Below are 17,966 nucleotides of genomic sequence, written 5' to 3' on the forward strand. Positions count from 1 at the left end.
GGTGTAGGGGGTGAAGAGGGTGTTAACAAGGGGCATACAAAGCCTTTTAACTATGCTAGTAAAACTTGATTGTAGCACACTCTAGGATTAGGGGGTGCTCATCTACTTAAATAGTTTGCCACTAGGCGAATTTGAGGTCTTAGTGGTGGCTAAGTTTAGGGGGTAGATGAAAAAACTCAAAAGAGGTGCCCTGCACTTTGGACACTTAAGGGGTGGATAGCTCATTCTAGCCACTAAAAAACCAGCGCAAAGACACCTTAGTAAATAATCTCCACCCGCATGTGGGTCTGTGAGTCTTGTGGGAATTGCAACCAGCCTTGCAGACTATAAATGGTTTCTAAGAGGGTTTTAGTGCTATGGAGGTAGATGTAAAGATTAGGGTATTTGAGGGAATATAGGCATGATCTGTATAATTGCCCTTGGCATCTAGGGCATAGAAGCTTTAATTGGATGCAACATATTCCAAAGGTTGCCATTGCGCAGGCTCTCAAAGAAGGTTTGTAAAGAAATAGGGTGTTGGCTTTGGGGGTCGTCTCTGCTTTCAAAAGCTTACGCGCGCCTCCTTTGATGTGCTATGGAGCGACCAACTCTACTAGACGCGCAATAAAAAGTCGTTGCCTTGTTAGCGTGCAACTGATGGTTAATTTACAAATATCATTATGGGAAAGAGACACGATAAAATAGCTATAGCTATGAAACAGCGCACAAGCCAATGCGTGTTTCTAATGGGATAAGTGCAAAACACGCAAAAAAGTATAACGCCACAGTAGATTAGCGTGGTTAACACGATGATAGCGATTGAAGGCGGAATGAAAAAGAGCCACCATTTTTTATCGCCAATATATGCCCAAAAGATGAGAGCCCCTACACTAAATGTGATTGCTCCCATATATCTTGGAGGAGGGGGAGGAGAGTCATAGTAACACAACACAAATCCTAAAGCAATGAGTCCTAAAGAGATGTATTTGTTAGGACATAACGCTAAAATGATAGCACCCATCTCAAGGTACATTACGAAGGGAAATACATCAATCCATCGTGCGCGCAAACCATCGTGAATAAAAACGATGTAAAACACGATCCAGGCAAACGAAAAAATATTGGCGGCATGTAAGGCTTGTTTACCAAACAGCTCGTCGTCCATTAAAATCCTTGCTGAGTTTGGAAATGGGCGAATGAAAGTGTGAATATAGCGTTTCTAGCCACATAGAGGGATTATACAGCGCGATTTGTTGAAAAAGAGTATCAAACCAACAACCCTCCTAAAAAAATGATTGTAGAGCTTTTTAGGGCTATGTTTTGCAATATGCCTCATTGCCTCCAAACCCTAAACCAAAAGCGAACCAAAAAAATCGTCAAAATCTCCCCCACATGCACGCTAGTTCAACTTAGTTTTCAACATTGCCATTGCGCAAGCTCTCAAAGAAAGTTTGCAAAGAAATAGGGTGTTGGCTTTGGGGGTCGTCCCTACTTTGGCGGTAAAAAATTTGGGTGCGTAGTATTGATGTGTCATAATCCAAATTATAACAGCTCCCCCTACAGGTAAGCATTTCTTGGCTGTATTGGTGCAAATAAAACCGATGATTAACCAGCTTGAAAGTGAAATAATCCCTATAAGCACGATCACCCGGCTTTAAACGACCGCTCACACGGAGAGTAAAAAAAGTCCCTTTAATGAAAAGTTGCATGCCCACATCAAAACCATTTCTATCAGTGCAAAACCCGCGCTCTAGGTGTTTGGCATGCAAAATCCCCATGCAGGTGTAATAGTGCGAGCTTCCATAATTAAAAGCCGCAAAAATAAAGGTATAAGCCTCTTGGTGGTGTGTCATGGTTTGCATATTAGCCGTGAATTTCTTAGTGTGCTTGCCCTTTAAATAAGTGGCTAACCATTGTTGCACTTGATCATGGGCTTTTTTAAGCTCTGGCTTGAGCCATCTGCCCCTTTGATCGATCAAATTATCCTGTGCTACCTGCCCCATGAAGGTACGGGAGTAGCCATTGTCAGTAGGGTCTTCATTGGCTAACGCCTCTTTGTCTTTACTCACAAAAATGAGTTTGTAGTATTTAGGCGCATCGGGGTAGAAAAATTGCGCAAAAATGGGCGCGTATGTCGGGTTGTTGAAAAGTAGGCGTGTGATCTCTTGAAAAGCACGGGTGTAATTCTCCTCCATACATCTAATCTCTTCAAACATGGGTATGTTGTGCACATTGATGTGTTCTTTTTCTGCCAAGCTGTATTGCTCATGCATCATGGCACTGCACTCCTTACCCTTCTTATAAATGTATTTTAGGGAGATTTGGCGCACCTTTTGGCGATCCTTTGAGCGCATGCGCACGCGCACATAGTGGTAATAATCTGCATAAAAACGATGGAGCATGGTTAGAGCAATGTTGCTAAAGTCTGTCATGCCTCCATCAGAGACATCGCAGATCACCTGATCGTGCAGGGCTTGATCTTTAGCTTTATAGCGATCACAAAACCACTCAGGGTAGGCGACTTGATACGCATCGGTCCATCTACCATCACCTAGCCAAAGCACCTCTTGCTCAAAACTAAAGGCATGGGCGATTTGCAAACACAATAATAAAATGACAACCCAACGCATAAAACCTCCTTTTAATCAGTGCTATCTAAACAATACCCCGGCGTGGTGTATAGATCATTATTGTCGCACACTTTGTGCAAGGCTTTGAGATTAAGATATTTACATTTTTGACTCCTAAAACACGCGCTTCTTAGCTTATACAAGAGTGTATCCCTGCCAAAAGCATCCCACCCATAATAGTCGTTATCTCTTCCTACATCTCCTCCTACAAAATTATCCAGCCCCTCCTTGCCCCAAAAATACAAAAAATCTTGCATAGAAATTCTGAATTTGCCCTGTGGATCGTCCCTAGGTTGGCTGTAATAAAGATGGCTACCCAGCAATTTCATCAGATCGCCTCCCAAACCGTAGAGATAAGTTAGACCCGGATCGGGACATCCATGCGCATTATCTGGATCGTGGCAAGAAAACACTTGTTTGCTATAAGTGCGCAGATAAAAACGCCCCCGCAACATTTCAAAGATGTATTGGTTAGCGGAGTAATGATCATCGAATCCAACCTCTTGGTATTTTGCTGAGATCACCAAGAGATTATTTTTAACCTCAATGTCTAAGGGCGTGTCGGTGCAAAACCCCTTAGATAATTGCCCCTTATGCAAAATACCCATGCATGTACGCACGCCATCAGCGGGCCGAGCCGTTGAAAGCGCAACACAGCCCCGATAAAAAATCAGGGTGTAGGCTTGAGACTTGTCGGGTTTGCCTTTGGTTAATGTGCGGGCATCTTCTTGATCATAGATCGTTTCGCTCCACTGCTCACTAGCATCATTGTAGGTACACTCCCCTTTTAATATCTCATACTTACTCTCCTTCCAATAGTCATCTACCCATTTTTTCACCACCGCTTGCGCCTCTTTGAGTTCTAAGGCGTGCAGGCTATGCCAAGAAAGGCACAAGCTAAGAATTAAAAACAACGCCCTTGTAAAAATTGCTCGTGTATCTTTCATGGGTCCTAGCATAGTTTGGGTTTTTAAAGCCCAGAGTAAATTATTGGGGGGTTTTAGGGTGTTTGATGGCAAAATAAGCATTGATGTCCTCTTCAAAAAGGTCGGGGAAAAACTTGATGGGCTTGCCTTGCGCATAGAGCCAATAACCCCATTTATTCTCCATTTTGACTCTTTGTTTGGGTGTAACCAAATAATTATACTCCTCATCCACAACAATACAAGGGATATGATTGGCCTTGGCATAACGCCTAATTTCATACTGGTCATGATTGACATCATCAGCCATCACATAAAAAGCCTCCTTGCCCATTTCTTTTTTTGTTTGGGCAATCTCTGCATCGCTAAGATTAGCCGTAATAATGCATTTTTGGCAGTGAATCACAAAATCCTTAGCTTCAAGACACATAAAAGCGAACAAAACAAGCGCATATCTGACAAACACAACACGCCCTAACACGCTCCTAACACTGCTCCCCAAAAACATGACAGTTCTCCAGAAAACATCCACAAGCAAAGCGTAACCTCCAAAAGTTAATGCGTTCCACTCCAACCCCACGATAACACCTGTCTAAAGTATTATGTCGTATTTCGATTGTTATCTTTAGCCTCCATTGAGCGGATAAAAGCGCGCTGGAGGCAACAAAATCCCTTGGCGATCTTAGCACAGATTTAGGCGTGTTGTGCTACAATAGCGCATGCGTATTGACAAATTTTTAAACGCGACCAATATCACAAAAAGACGCGCGATCGCGCTGGACATGCTTAAAGAGGGCGTGGTGTTTTTAAATGGCGTGAAGATCAAGCCCAGTAAAGAGGTCAAGGTGGGCGATGTGTTAGCCATTAGCTATTTAGATCGCACTAAGTCTTACCGCGTACTGGCGATCCCCACACTCAAAACCATCCCTAAAGCTCAAAGCCACTTGTATGTGGAAGAGTTGCCATAATCCCAACACAAAGGTTTTTTTATGCAAGATTATAAAGATAGTCTGATTCTCCCCCAAACTTCCTTTCCGATGAAAGCCAACGCTATCGCCAACGCCCCCAAGCTCTACGCACGCTGGCGCGAACAAGAAGTCTATACACACATGCTAGCCCAGCGCCAAAGCGCGCCCCAAAGCTTCATCTTACACGATGGTCCCCCCTATGCCAACGGGCATTTGCATATCGGGCACGCACTCAATAAAATCCTAAAAGATGTCATTGTCAAGCACCAATACTTTTTGGGCAAGAAGGTGGATTATGTCCCCGGATGGGATTGCCATGGTCTGCCTATAGAACAACAGGTAGAAAAGGATTTTAAAGCCGCACAACACAAGTTGCCCCCTGAACAACGCCACTCTCTAAATGCCCTAGAATTTCGCGATCGTTGCTACCAACACGCCCAAAAGTTCATTGATGTGCAACGCGAGGAGTTTTTGCGCTTAGGGGTGGTGGGGGATTATGAAAAACCCTATGAAACCTACAGATATGAATTTGAAGCTAGTATTTATGAAATGCTTTGCATCGCTGCCAAAAAGGGTTTGCTCAAACAACGCTTTAAACCCGTCTATTGGAGTTGGGCGTGCCAGAGCGCGCTAGCCGAAGCGGAGGTAGAATACAAAGACAAGCAGTCCGATTCGATCTTTGTGAGTTTTCCCCTCCAGCCCCAAAGCGCACAAAAGCTCGCACAGCAGGCGCATTTTAGCACGCAAGAGAGCCCTAAGGAATTTGCCCTTGTGATCTGGACAACCACCCCTTGGACACTAGCGGCTAATGTGGGCATCGCGCTCAAACCCAAAACCACCTACGCGATCACCTCCAAGGGGCATATTGCCGCGCTGGATTTAGCCCAAAAATTACTCAACCAAGGCATCTTAAGCGGGGAAATCATCGGGAGTTTTGAGAGTGAATTATTAGACAGAACACTGAGCACCAACCCTTTAAACCAGCGCGATTCGGTGGTTTTACTAGGCGATCATGTCAGTTTAGAAGAGGGAAGTGGCGCGGTGCACACCGCCCCCGGGCACGGGGAAGAGGACTATCGTTTGTGCCTGCAATATGGCTTGGAGGTCTTGGTGCCTGTAGATGATTACGGGCGCTACAACGAGGAAATCTTACAAAAAAAACTATTGCCCCAAGAGTTTTTGGGTCAGCATGTGCTTAAAATCCAACCCCAGATCATCGAGCTACTAGGCGATCATGTGTTGCACCACAGCACTATCACGCACTCCTACCCGCATTGTTGGCGCACCCATGAGCCCATCTTATACCGCGCCACCACGCAGTGGTTTATCATGATGGATACGCCCTTTAAGCAAGAGGATGGGAGTGAAAAAACCTTACGCCAAGTGGCTTTAGAAGCCATTGAAGATGTCGCCTTTTACCCCAAACAAGGCAAAAATCGTCTTAAAACCATGCTAGAGCAACGCCCAGATTGGTGTGTTTCTAGGCAGCGCAATTGGGGCGTGCCCATGGCTTTCTTCCTAGATAAGCGCACCCAAGAACCCTTGCTAGAAGAAGAGGTGTTAAAGCACATCTACAACATTTTCAAAGAGAAGGGCTGTAACGCATGGTGGGAGCAAAGCGTGGAGGAGCTCTTGCCACCCGCGTTCAAACACCTAGCCCCTAATTTAGAAAAAAACACCCACATTTTAGATGTGTGGTTTGATAGCGGGAGCACCTTTAAGGCGGTGTGTGAGGAGCGCTTAGGGGTTTACCCCAGCGATTTAGTGTTAGAGGGGAGCGACCAACACCGCGGGTGGTTCCAAAGCTCTTTACTTCTAAGTTGCATCAAGCACTCGCGCGCGCCCTTTAAAGGGGTGCTTACCCATGGCTTTACCGTGGATTCTAAGGGGCATAAGATGAGCAAGTCTAAGGGCAATGTCTTTTCCCTCAATGATGTATTGGGCACTTATGGGAGCGACATTTTGCGCCTATGGGTGGTGATGAACGACTACCAAGACAATTTGAGCGTTTCCCATGAGTTTTTCGCCCAAACAGCGGAAGGCTACAAAAAAGTGCGTAACACCTTGCGCTTTTTGCTGGCTAACACCGCTGGACTAAAAAGCCTCACCCCCTTGCCAGAATTGGGCTTGATCGATTCGTGGATTTTAGCCCTAAGCTCTAAGGTCTTTATGCAGGTGCAAGAGCATTTCAAGCAATTTGATTTTGTGAAGGGTTTGCAAAAATTATTCACCTTCATCGCTAACGACTTAAGCGGCATTTACATGGACATCTGCAAGGACAGCTTGTATTGCGACGATCAAAATAACCCCGCTAGGCGCGCGATCCAAACCACCATGCTTTATCTAGCCCACCATTTGAGCTTTGCGCTTGCCCCCGTTCTCACCTACACCATTGAGGAGGTGCTAGAACACGCTAGCGATCTCTTTAAAGAGGTGGCTTTGGCTGGGGAGGGAGTCTTTGATCTAAAAATGCCCGTTTTATTTGAGGGGGCACAGGGAGTGTTAAACCAGTTTGAGCGTCCCTTGGAATTGCGCGCGCGTTTTAGTGAAGGCTTGGACGCGCTCAAGAAAAGCAAGCAAGTCAAAACCTCCCTAGAGGTGCAAATCCACTTCAAAGATCCCAAGGATATGGAATTTCCCCATTATGCGGAGTGGTTGATGGTCAGTTGCGCTAGCGCATGGGAGGGGAGTGCTAAAGAGGTGCTATTGGACACTCCCGAGTTCGTGTTAACCAAAGCCTCTTTAGAGAAATGTCCGCGCTGTTGGCGTTTTTTAGCCTCCCATGGTAGCCTGTGTGGGCGTTGCCAAGAAGTCTTGCATGCCTAATTCCCTTAGCCACTTGGGGGGTAAGACCAGCTACGCACAACACTACAGCCCCCACCTGCTAGAGGCTTTTGACAACCCCCACCCCGGGCAGGACATTTTTACCTGCCTAGAAAGTCAAGAGTTCACCAGCCTATGCCCCATCACTGCCCAACCCGATTTTGCGCGCGTGCGTATCGCCTATATCGCGCATTTGAAAATGCTAGAGAGCAAATCGCTCAAGCTCTACTTATTTAGTTTCCGCAATGAGGGGATTTTTGGGGAGGATTGTGTGGGTAAAATTCTAAACGATCTAGTCGCGCTTTTAGCCCCTAAATACCTAGAAGTGCAGGCGTATTTTAGCGCGCGCGGAGGGATCACCATCACCCCCTTTGCCAACTACGCCACACAAGATTACCAACACTTCAAGCAAGAACGCTTGTTGCGCGCCTACAGCGCTACATAATCCACTTCTCTGGGGCGTGGTGTTGCAACACCAAGTTTTTGGATTTAGCCACCCCCTCAGAAGTCCCAATCACCAACAACTTCGCCTCGCTCGCCACGATGGTATCCCCCTCGGGCATGGGGATGTAACGCCCGTCTTTTTGGATAATCCCGATCACAAAGACTTTAGTGATCTCTCTAAAATGCGCTTCTTTGAGTTTGCGTTGCACCAGCCAACTTTCTTTAGGCACGATCACTTCCTCTAAGTCTAGCAAGGTGTCTTTCTTGTAAATGAATCGTTCTAAAATATTTTCCATATCGGGGCGAATCGCCATCGCGCTCACCCGTTGCGCCATCAATTTTGTGGGTGAAACCACACTATCCGCGCCTAGCTTCTTGAGCTTTTCTAAATCCTCATCATTGTGCGCGCTGGAAATGATGTAATAGGGTTTACGCCCTAATTCTTTTTCTAGTAAGCGCACATTGGCGATCAAAGAGATGTTCACAGAAAAGGTTTTAGAAAAGGTAACCACCCCCTTAGCGCTACTTAAATTGGTTTTGAGCATGCTCAAATTGGTGTGCGGGTCGCCCACGATGTGGTAGGGGTATTTGTATTTGATGGCCTCTTCTTCAAATTCAGGGTTATCGTCCACCACCACAAAGGGGATTTGCGCGCTTCTAAATTGCTTGGCAAGTTCTATGGTGTATTCATTGTGGTAGCAGATCACATAGTGGTTTTTCAAACGCGCGATCTTATAAATCATCTTTTTCTCCCTAATGAGTTTGGCTAAAACCCCCTTATTGATGATCCCAATCAACACGGCGACCGTGAAAGTCATCAAAGCTTCCCCACAAAACATGATCAGCACGCTTAAGAAGATGCTCCATGTCCCAAACTTGCTTTCATCCAAGGCTCCAAACCCGGTCGCCGTGAAAGTGTAGGAAGTTTGAAAAAAAGCCTGCATTAAGGAGTAATTCTCTAAGCCCAAATAGCCCAAAGTGCCTAAGAGAATGAAGAGCTGGATTAGCACCAGCGGTGGAGCAAAGAGCTTAAGATGGGCGTAAAGCTCCGCGTTGATCTGGTGCGCGGGGTCGTCTTTAGGGGATTTCTTCTTGAATAGCGGCTTAAAATTAAACATCGTCCTTACGGACTAGTGGCTTTTACGCATGGTCCTTAAAGTGGAAGCTGCCACACGGATTTTTTGTTTCGTGCCGTCTCCTAAGGTGATGCGAATCGTGCGCAAATTGGGGAGCAAACGCCTTTTGCTCTTGTTGTTTGCATGACTGACATGGTTGCCCACCATGGGTCCCTTAAGGGTTACATCACATCTACGAGCCATAAACTCTCCTTTAGATTAAAAGCGCACATTATAACCTAATGCGCGCGTCTTTGTGCTTAATTAGGATTTTGCCGGGGTGCTTTTAGCTGGAGCGGGAGTGCTCTTAGCTGGTGCTTTTGCCGGGGTGCTTTTAGCTGGCATATCCTTTTCCATGATCCCCTGTGGTTTAGGGGTGCTGTCTGTAATGGTGGGTAGGTGGGGGTAAGTGATAGTGGGTTTTTTACCCGTGAGCGCGCCAAAGAAAGTAGCGATCTTGGCAGCGTCCGCATCGCTGATATGGATTCCTAGTTGCACCGCGCCCATCGCCTTGATCGCGTCTTTAATATCCCAATACTGCCCGTTGTGGAAATAGGGCATGGTTTCTAAGATATTACGCAAGGTGGGCACTTTGATGAGTCCATCTTTATTCCCCTTGAAATCCCCCACATTGGCAAACTCATAAGGGGCAGCCACTTGGAAAGGTTGCATTGTCCCGCCCAAATTGATCCCATTGTGGCATCCTGTGCACCCTTTTTCCAAAAAGAGGGCAAGACCTTCTTGTTCCTTGAGACTCAACGCCTTGACATTGCCCCGCAAGAAGTCATCAAAGCGGTTAGGGGTGTTAAGAGTGGCTTCAAACATGGCAATGGTATCGGCGATGAGGTTGAGATCGATCTTGATATGATTCCCATAAGCGCGCTTAAAAGCCTTGACATACTCAGGCATGGAATTGATCTTAGCCTCCACGACTTTGGGATCGGCGTTCATCTCCACTGGATTGGTGATGGGACCTTTGGCTTGTTCATCTAGATGTGCGGCACGCCCGTCCCAAAACTGCACGGCATTAAAAACGGAATTATAAACCGTAGGAGAATTTAAAAAATGCGGGTTGGGTTTCCACCCCTCACCCACCGCGCGCGAAACCATATCCACCCCAGCCAGCCCCAAATTATGGCATGTGTTGCAGGAGATGAGATAAGAAGTGGAGATTCTAGGGTCTAAAAACAGCATCTTCCCTAATTCCACTTGGGCTTTTGTGAGCACTGCTCCCTTGTAAGAAATCCCCAAGTTATGCACCTTATCCTTGAGGTATTTGTCCAAAGCCTTGCCTGTTGGCATGGGCATCAAATTAGCCTGTAGGGCTTTTTTGATCAAGTCCTGTGGGTTGATGGGCTTGGGCTTGCCAGCTTGCAAGGACGCGCACAAACCCAAGGATAATAAAGAAACTTTTAACAAACGCTTCACAAACACGAATAACCCCTTACTAAAAAAGTCCCTAGAAGTATACGCCAAAAATCCTAATGGTTCAATGTGTGTCGAAGTAATGCTGGATTTGTTGGCGGTTGGCATGTTGGCTCAAGGCTAGCATCAACAATACTCTAGCCTTTTGGGGATTGAGATTGTCTCCACTCACAAAGCCATATTGCGCATCATCAATCTCCCCGGGATTAGTGATAAACCCGCTCCCCACACGAGAGGAGCGCACCACCACCACACCTCTTTTAGCCGCGTCAGCTAACGCGTCTAGCACGGCTGGGTAGAGATTCCCATTGCCTAATCCTGCGCTCACAATCCCCTTAGCCCCGTGTTTTAGCGCATTTTGCACAAAGTCTGCACTATCATTGGCATGGCTATAGAGAATATCCACGCGGGGCAAATCGTGGATTTTAGCGATGTCAAACGCGCTTTCCAATGTGTGCTTGCGCAAGGGTTGCATGTAAAAGCGCACATGCCCATAGAGGACTTGTCCTAAAGGACCGCTATTGGGCGACTTGAAAGTAGCCACGCTGGTCGTGTTAGTTTTACTCACCTCTCTGGCGGCATGGATATTCTCATCCATAAGCACCAACACCCCCTTACCCCTAGCTTCTTGGCTACAAGCCAGCGCGATGGCGTTGTAGAGATTGAGCGGACCATCAGCACTTAGAGAATCCGCGTTACGCATCGCGCCCACCATCACGATGGGTTTATGGCTCTTGATCACCAAGTCTAAAAAGTAAGCACTCTCCTCCATCGTGTCCGTGCCATGCGTGATCACCACCCCATCTACGCCTTTTTCAGAGAGTAAAGTCTGCACGCGCCTAGCCAGTTTAAGCCAAATGGTGTTATTCATCTCTTGAGAGCCGATATTGCTCACTTGTTCGGCTTTGAGATGGGCTAATTCTTTAGCCTGTGGAATCGCCCCAATGAGGCTATCTACGCCCAACGAGCCTGACTTATAAGCACTACTGAGCGCGCTTGCAGAACTCCCCGCAATCGTGCCCCCTGTGGCTAAAATGTAAATATTGGGCTTGGCACACATCAAGCACCCCCCTAACGATATTAAGATCAAAAATCTACACAAAGAACCTAGCATGGGGCACACTCTAATACAAGAAGACTAACCAAGCACCAATCCCCTAAAAAGAGTGTGAGAAATACCAATGGGCTAGATCAAAACAAGATAAAAACCTTTAAAAACGCACAGATCCCCACTCCACTTTGAGCATATCACAAGCCCCTTTAAAGCCTAGTGTGCAAGCCTTGAGGAAATACTTCTTAGCTTTTTTGCGATCTTTGGACACGCCTTGAGCAGTCCAATAAATCACCCCTAAGCTATGACAAGCATAAGGATCGCCTAGTTTTGCGCCCCGTTTGTAATATTTGATCGCTTGGTGCATGTCTTTGTGCACCCCTAATAAACCCCGCTCATAAATCCAGCCCAAAGTGTGGTAAGCCTGCATATCCCCCATTTTACCCGCTTGTTGGTAGTCCAAGAGGGCTTGCTTAGGGTTAGTGCTCTCTTCTAGTAGCCCACGAGCCAAATAAGCGCGTGCGATCCCCATTTGTGCCATCTTGTTTAAATAAGCCATAATCTTTGGGCGATCATTAGTATAACCGGCTTGGAGCAAGCCTTCTAAATAGGTGGGTGCTTGGCTCTCAGAGGGGCGTGCCACCAGCGCGCAAGCCTGCTTAGAGCCTAACTTGCACGCTTTTCTAAAAGAAACAACGGCTTTTGTGATGTCTTTGGGCGCGCGCTCCCAGTAAAAAAAGCCCAAATTTTCATACGCCCGTGCGCTACCCAACTCCCCAGCCCTTTGGTAGTCTGCAATGGCTTGTTGGAAGTCTTGGGCATAACGCGCTTTGTTAGCACTCTTTAAATACGCCTGCTTAGCGCACCCACCCAATAACAACGCCCCCAACACTAAAACCCACCCCTGCGCGATTAGGGTGCTGGCGAATCGCTTAGGGCTTTGTGGCATAGAGGGTGGCACTCTTCGTCTAAATCGCTAACCGGCATACACCTAATGGCATTGACGAGCGCAACAGCCGGGCGCGCGCTCTCAATGCCTATCCCCTCCCCTTCTAAAATCTGTTTGTAGCTCTGGGTGTGCAGATCGTCAAAGCCATCGCTAAAGTCAATTTCATTGCCCTCTAGCACTAAGGATCGATAAGCGTTGTCGCGGTGCACGCCTAAATGTTCGGGATTGATAGAGAGAAACCACGAAATCTTGGCGTGTTCTAGGCTCAACACCCCGCCCATGCAATCATTTTGGTGCACATGCACCACATTTTCTACCACGCCCCCAAAAATATCTAGCAAAATGTCAAAGAAGTGGATTCCAATATTGGTCGCCAGCCCCCCACTCTTGTTTTCATCGCCTTTCCAAGAGTTGAGATACCATTTCCCGCGCAAGATCAAATAGGTCAAGGACACCTCATAAATCTTGTCCGGGATTTTGAGTAATTCGGCGCGCACATCCTCTTTTAGTTGGATGATATTGGGGTGCAGGCGTAATTGTAAAATATTGAAAACCCGCCTATTGTATTTTTTTTCCAACGCGGCGATCTCATCAATTTCGCTAGGGTCTAGCACAAGGGGTTTTTCGCAGATCACATGCGCGCCATGCGAGAGGGCAAATTCTATGTGCTCAAAATGCAGGTAGTTAGGGCTACAAATTGCCATGTAGTCCAAATATTTCTCTTGCTCCTTGCAATCTTGCAGGTATTGGTGCAAGTCTTCTAGATCGTTGAAAAATTCACAATCTAGCCCATACTGATCCAAAATGCGCACGCTATCATGGACATCCATCGCGCAATCTAATACATGCCCTAATTCTTGAATCGCCTGTAAATGTTTGGGGGCGATAAACCCGCCCACCCCAATGACACCAAAAAGCATACAAACTCCTTAAAAAAATTTGGAGCGCATGGTAACAAAATTCCATTGAGGGGGTTCTTTAGCGGGCGGGTTTCCCCGCATTAAAATTGGTAAGAAACCTCAAAACGGGCGTTAAACCCGGGTTCGGGCAAAGCCATGCGGATATGCCCGGCTGTGGCGATCATATCTTCATGGGGCGCGTCTGCGCTAGCCTGCCACACCGAAGTTTGGTTAACATACTGCTTGTTGAAGATATTATTGAAAACCGCGCTCAAGAGCAAACCCTTCATGCGTCCGGACGGAGGCGACCAGTTGACAAAGATACTACTCACTCCATAGCCGGGCTTGTGGATATTCATCAAACCATAGCCCGGGTAGTAGATACTATAGCCATTGTAAAACATATTTGTAACAAAACGGCTAAGCCATGTGAAGGTGAGTCCGGCTCTAGGGAAAGTGTAATCCCCCTTTAAGATCACCACATTCCCATAGGTGGCCGCTAGCGCGTAGGTGTCTGCTAGCAAGTAATACCCCTTGGGATACCCAGTGGGGTTAGCTGCTGTAGGCCAAGAGCGCGCAAAGGAGAAAGTGCCCGTGAAATTCTTGTATTTGACATTCCCGCTGATCTCATACCCAAAGATGGCGATGGTTTGGGGTAAATTGCCCGTCAAGTTCTTGGCTGTGGCGTTCCCACCCCCATTTTTGGAAGTGTCCTGCCCATAGGAGTTGACAAAGTTGTTAATGACCTGGTAGAAAGCCGCCCCGCGCACATTGAAATAGGGGTTGTTGTAGTCGATGTTAAATTCTACATTCTGCCCTATAGCTGGTTTCAAATTCTTTTGGTAGATCACGGAAGGATCGCGCATCAAAACCCCATCGCCGGGTAACGCGCCCTTAGTTACATAGGCATAACTGAGTTTCAAGCCCAACGCGTCAATGGGGTTATAAAGAATAGTCGCGCTGGGAGAAAACCCAGAAGTCATGTGGGGCTGACCATCCTTATCTTGCAAGAGATAGATGTCATAGCGCGTCCCCGCTCCCACGATGAGATTTTTTAAGAAATTGTAGTTAGCCTGCATGTAGCCCCCGATGATATGCCCGATGGCATAGGAGTTTTGGGGCAACCCGCGGTAGATCGCATTGGGCGAGCTCATGTTTTGTTGGTATTCTGTGCCCGGGTCCACATAGTAGTGGCGATAGGGCAGACCCGGACCAGTGGGGTCATTAGGGTTAATATTGCCCTTGTAAAGCCCATTATTGCCCCTTGGCAGACCAGAGAACACGCTGAGATTTTGGTAAATCCCGCCGTATTCAAAGACATTGCCATAATCCTCGCTAATGGGGTGTTGCACCTTAACATTCACCCCAGAGTTGATCAAGAAAATATCGCGTTGCAGAGTGCCCTCTGCATCCGCGTTGCCCAAGGTCCAGCCATTTGTGCCACTGGTGGGGGGTGCCATGTGGTATTCGGGGTATTTGGGCACCATCTGAGTCCCCGTGCTATTATCTGTCATGCGATAACCCCCTGTGGATAGGGGTGTGATACTCCCTTTGGTGCATTCGCTAGGGTTTTGCGCGCACCATGTTTGCACATTGGCGATGTATTCTGGGTTGGTGGGTTCTACAGAGCTGAGTGCAAAGGGGTTATTGACGGGATTGTAATTCCCATTGCGGACACTCAAAAAAGCGGTAGAAGTGATACGGGGTTGATCGAAACTCTCCCCACCCTCATGGTTGAATTTGAAAGAGAGATTATTGTTAGAGTTGATCGTGTGGGCAAGTTCCTTGCCAAAGTCTATCACAAAGGGCGCAGGCTGGGTGCCCGGATCATTGGCTTTACTCATCGCGCTTGTGGTATTAGGGCGCAATAGACGCGTAGAATTGTAACGCGTCATGTTATAGCTCACCGCCAAGCTGTCCCTGTCGTTAAAATAGGTGTTGATCTTAAAGAGGACATTGTTCTCTTCGCTAGGGCTACCAATCACTTTATCGCTCGCAAAGGGGTCGCTAAGGTCGTAGGTGGGGTTAAAGAGATTTTTCATCAGGTTATTCCCATCGCGGTAATAAAAGATGTTTTGGTGGGTGAAATAGCCCAGTATATCCCACTTTTCAGCCCTATAAGCAGCAATGGTGTTAAAGCGCATCCCAAAATTAGTGTAAAAACTCACCGCAGCACTACCCCCATAATTTTGCCCTTTACGCAAGAAGTCATTAGCCCCGATGGTTTCCATCGCCATTTTCCCCGCGATCGCCCCGGGTCCTGCTGAGGCGTTGGCTGCCCCCTTGATGACTTCTATTTCCTTGAGCATGCCCGGGTCGATCACGGTGTTGGCATCATGGTGAAAAATATTCCCATTTTGGGCTGCCCCATCGATGGTAACCCTGAGTAGACGGCTTTCCATGCCCCTGACATAAATCTTTTGTGCCATCAAGCCTCCCCCGGCCACATTGATGTCAGCCCTAGTTCTAAAGAGATCGTTGACTTGGTTGCTCTGGCGCTGCTGGAGTTCTTTGCGCTCGATATACATCTTGTTGTTGTACTCAAAGGTGCGTTCGCCTAAAGTGGTAACCTTGCCTAGAGTATGGGTTTCTTGCTCGGCATAGAGGCTTGCAACTCCCACTAAACTCAAGGTCAGGAGGGCGCGTGCCAAAGAGGGGAGCGTGTTTGGTGTTTGATTCTTTCCTAAAAGCACACTAGGATTTTGATTAACTTGTTTCATTTATGAATCCTAACTTGTTTAGTAATATATTTTGATTGTATATAATAAAAGCTTAACTCTTATTGAATAAATAAATAATATATTACATCTGTGAAAAAAATAATCGCTGGGAGTTAGGGGTAAACCAGCGCGTCCACGCCGTCATGCTCCAAATCGTGCGCGTCAAAGTCTTTGAGAATGAGGAAGCGTTGGGGGGTGAGTTCTAAAAGGGTAGCAAAATCTTGGCTCAAATAAAGCGCGCTCGCCCTAGCCAAGACGCTCGCCTTCAAATCCGCCTTGCAACGCACTTCTATGATGTCTAATAGCCCTAGACGGCTTGCGTAGGCGCACATGTCCTTGAGCTGTGCGCCCAAGAGTTGCGCGTTTAAGAGCACTCCATCGCTCCCATGCACTAGGCTTTCTAAGAGTTGGTAGGGGGTTAAAAAATAATCTTGGTGGATGAGGGGTTTAGAGCTTAGACGGCGCACATAGCCTAGCAGGTCTAAACTCTCTAGGGGGGGTGTGGGGGTGTAAAGGGGGGTGAAATCCAGCAAGAGGGCGTTGGCTACACACTCCAAACGCTCTAGCAAAACTTCCAGTTCTAGACCCGCATTGAGGCGTACAATCTGTTGGGGATGATCTTGGGCGCGCTGTAAATCCTGAGCCTTGAGTCTGGGCACATAGGGGTTATAAGCTAGAGTGCGCCCCAAAACCTCTAGGGGGGTTAAAGCCTGTTTGTTCTCTAGATAACGCTTTAGGGTGTCTAAATCTAGTGGCATTTGGCGATTGCATCGGCGTGCTCTTTGAGTTCGGGCTGGGCTTTGACTTCTTGAGAGTCGATCTTAGCAAAGACATCTTTAGCCTGCGTGCACTCGCCTAATTTGTAATACCCCCACGCTAGAGAATCCAAATAGAAAATAGAGTCGGGTTCTAACTCTAGGGCGGTTTTGACATAGGCGATGCCTTTTTTGATGTCTAAATTGTAATCGATGAGAGAATAGCCCAAGAAATTGTAAAAAAACGCGTCTTGGGGATTCATATCCCCCTTAGTGCGTTTGAGATTCTGGGTGCGCTCGGCGATGGCGCGTTCTAGTTTTTGGGTGATTTTCACCACTTCGGATTTCTTGGGGGTGTGCAGGGCGTTGAGATGCTCGTAGGTGTAAATAGCCTCTAGGGCTAAAAAGCTAGGGTCTTTTTTCTCATTGTAGATGAGGCTGGCTTGTTTGGCGGCTAGAGCGAATTTCTTTTGCGCGGTGTAGAGGTCTAAAAGCAAGCGGCGATCAAAGGGGAAATTCTCGGCAATCTTCTGGGCTTTGTCAAATTCTTTGAGTGCCACTAACACAGCGATGTAGAGTTGGGCATTTTGCACGATGGGATCTCTCTCATACAGAGCCCCAAAGACATCCTTAGCCCTGTCCAACTCATTGAGTTGCGAAAAAGTGTTGTAGGCGCGTTGGCACAGATCGGGCGAACAGCCATAATTTTTTAGATGCGAACTGAGCAAACTCACCGCCTCTTGGTGGCTATTTTGCATGAAATAGATGGTGATGAGTTTCTCTAGGCTATCTTCGCTATGGGTTTGGTTGTAAAAGCGGTTGAGTAGAGAAAACGCCTTGTCGTAGCGTTTCTGGCTCAAATACAAAGAACCTAGCACATCATCTAACATCAAGGACTTGTCTTCGCGCCGGATATTTTCCAAGAGCGCGATCGCCTTGTCAGTCTGCCCGGTTTGGATATAGCCATCTACTAAAATCTTATTGATAGAGACATCCTTTTTGTCCTTGGTGATTTTCCTATAGAGCATGGCTAGTTTCACGGCGGTGCCAATGTCGCCCAAACTTGCCGCAGAGATCGCCGCTTCTTTGGCATATAAAATGTTGTTTGTTTCCTTGTAGAGATGCAAATAGCCCCGCTTGGCGGTGGCAAAATCGCCCCGATGGAACGCATCGGAAGTGATGAGAATTTGTTGGTCTTCTGTTAAGTTTTGGGCAAAAAGCATGCTAGCAAGCGTCATGGTTAATAGCGCGCCTTTGCGCCTAAAAGAAGTCGTTTTTTTCATGT

Annotated in this window: 15 protein-coding genes and 1 pseudogene; 3 read left to right on the forward strand and 13 right to left on the reverse strand. The window is 47.1% G+C overall.

The window, feature by feature from the left end; translation table 11 throughout:
- Nucleotides 1–640 precede the first annotated feature (640 nt).
- The 4 genes from EAO37_RS03130 to EAO37_RS03145 form a co-directional block, all read right to left on the reverse strand.
- Nucleotides 641–1,144 (reverse strand): hypothetical protein, encoded by a 504-nt coding sequence (locus EAO37_RS03130; protein WP_120951511.1) that lies wholly within the window; start codon nucleotides 1,142–1,144, stop codon nucleotides 641–643.
- Nucleotides 1,145–1,388: 244 nt separating this feature from the next.
- Nucleotides 1,389–2,609, reverse strand: a complete 1,221-nt coding sequence (locus EAO37_RS03135) for a hypothetical protein (RefSeq protein ID WP_120951513.1) — start codon at nucleotides 2,607–2,609, stop codon at nucleotides 1,389–1,391.
- 11 nt (nucleotides 2,610–2,620) lie between these two features.
- Nucleotides 2,621–3,556 carry a hypothetical protein gene (locus EAO37_RS03140; protein ID WP_162982945.1) on the reverse strand — a complete coding sequence of 312 codons (936 nt, stop codon included), beginning with the start codon at nucleotides 3,554–3,556 and terminating at the stop codon, nucleotides 2,621–2,623.
- Nucleotides 3,557–3,596: 40 nt separating this feature from the next.
- Nucleotides 3,597–3,998: a hypothetical protein gene (locus EAO37_RS03145; RefSeq protein ID WP_240451711.1), complete on the reverse strand. Its 402-nt coding sequence runs from the start codon at nucleotides 3,996–3,998 to the stop codon at nucleotides 3,597–3,599.
- Between the two features lie 253 nt (nucleotides 3,999–4,251).
- Here EAO37_RS03145 and EAO37_RS03150 point away from each other — a divergent pair, with 253 nt between their 5' ends.
- From EAO37_RS03150 to queF, 3 genes are read left to right on the forward strand one after another with little or no spacing between them, the layout of a single operon-like run.
- A complete protein-coding gene (locus tag EAO37_RS03150) occupies nucleotides 4,252–4,500 on the forward strand; it encodes an RNA-binding S4 domain-containing protein (RefSeq protein ID WP_120943706.1) in 249 nt (82 codons plus the stop codon).
- 21 nt (nucleotides 4,501–4,521) lie between these two features.
- Complete coding sequence (gene ileS / locus EAO37_RS03155; RefSeq protein WP_120943708.1) at nucleotides 4,522–7,326, forward strand: isoleucine--tRNA ligase; 2,805 nt, start codon at nucleotides 4,522–4,524, stop codon at nucleotides 7,324–7,326.
- Nucleotides 7,319–7,768 carry a preQ(1) synthase gene (queF, locus tag EAO37_RS03160; protein ID WP_162982144.1) on the forward strand — a complete coding sequence of 150 codons (450 nt, stop codon included), beginning with the start codon at nucleotides 7,319–7,321 and terminating at the stop codon, nucleotides 7,766–7,768. Before ileS ends, queF begins: the two co-directional genes overlap by 8 nt.
- On the opposite strand, the pseudogene EAO37_RS03165 reads toward queF, so the two are convergent.
- The 9 genes and pseudogenes from EAO37_RS03165 to EAO37_RS03205 all read right to left on the reverse strand — a co-directional run bounded on the left by EAO37_RS03165 (nucleotide 7,753) and on the right by EAO37_RS03205 (nucleotide 17,919).
- A pseudogene (locus tag EAO37_RS03165) lies at nucleotides 7,753–8,885 on the reverse strand (NAD-binding protein). The gene queF and the pseudogene EAO37_RS03165 sit on opposite strands and share 16 nt — an antisense overlap.
- A 12-nt stretch (nucleotides 8,886–8,897) precedes the next feature.
- Entirely contained in the window at nucleotides 8,898–9,086 is a 189-nt protein-coding gene (rpmB, locus tag EAO37_RS03170) for a 50S ribosomal protein L28 (protein WP_120951517.1), read from the reverse strand.
- Nucleotides 9,087–9,146: 60 nt separating this feature from the next.
- Nucleotides 9,147–10,190: a cytochrome-c peroxidase gene (locus tag EAO37_RS03175; protein ID WP_120944107.1), complete on the reverse strand. Its 1,044-nt coding sequence runs from the start codon at nucleotides 10,188–10,190 to the stop codon at nucleotides 9,147–9,149.
- 181 nt (nucleotides 10,191–10,371) lie between these two features.
- Complete coding sequence (locus EAO37_RS03180; RefSeq protein WP_240451716.1) at nucleotides 10,372–11,367, reverse strand: type II asparaginase; 996 nt, start codon at nucleotides 11,365–11,367, stop codon at nucleotides 10,372–10,374.
- A 151-nt stretch (nucleotides 11,368–11,518) separates the two neighbouring features.
- Nucleotides 11,519–12,307 (reverse strand): tetratricopeptide repeat protein, encoded by a 789-nt coding sequence (locus EAO37_RS03185; RefSeq protein WP_120943717.1) that lies wholly within the window; start codon nucleotides 12,305–12,307, stop codon nucleotides 11,519–11,521.
- Complete coding sequence (locus EAO37_RS03190; protein ID WP_120943720.1) at nucleotides 12,271–13,227, reverse strand: Gfo/Idh/MocA family oxidoreductase; 957 nt, start codon at nucleotides 13,225–13,227, stop codon at nucleotides 12,271–12,273. The genes EAO37_RS03185 and EAO37_RS03190 overlap by 37 nt, the downstream gene beginning before the upstream one ends.
- A gap of 80 nt (nucleotides 13,228–13,307) precedes the next feature.
- Nucleotides 13,308–15,926 (reverse strand): TonB-dependent receptor, encoded by a 2,619-nt coding sequence (locus EAO37_RS03195; protein ID WP_120943724.1) that lies wholly within the window; start codon nucleotides 15,924–15,926, stop codon nucleotides 13,308–13,310.
- Nucleotides 15,927–16,039: 113 nt separating this feature from the next.
- A complete protein-coding gene (locus tag EAO37_RS03200) occupies nucleotides 16,040–16,684 on the reverse strand; it encodes an indole-3-glycerol phosphate synthase (protein WP_120951522.1) in 645 nt (214 codons plus the stop codon).
- A complete protein-coding gene (locus EAO37_RS03205; protein ID WP_235852962.1) occupies nucleotides 16,675–17,919 on the reverse strand; it encodes an ATP-dependent nuclease subunit B in 1,245 nt (414 codons plus the stop codon). Before EAO37_RS03205 ends, EAO37_RS03200 begins: the two co-directional genes overlap by 10 nt.
- Nucleotides 17,920–17,966 lie beyond the last annotated feature (47 nt).

It is taken from the genome of Helicobacter sp. L8 (assembly GCF_003660355.1).
Lineage (GTDB): Bacteria > Campylobacterota > Campylobacteria > Campylobacterales > Helicobacteraceae > Helicobacter > Helicobacter labacensis.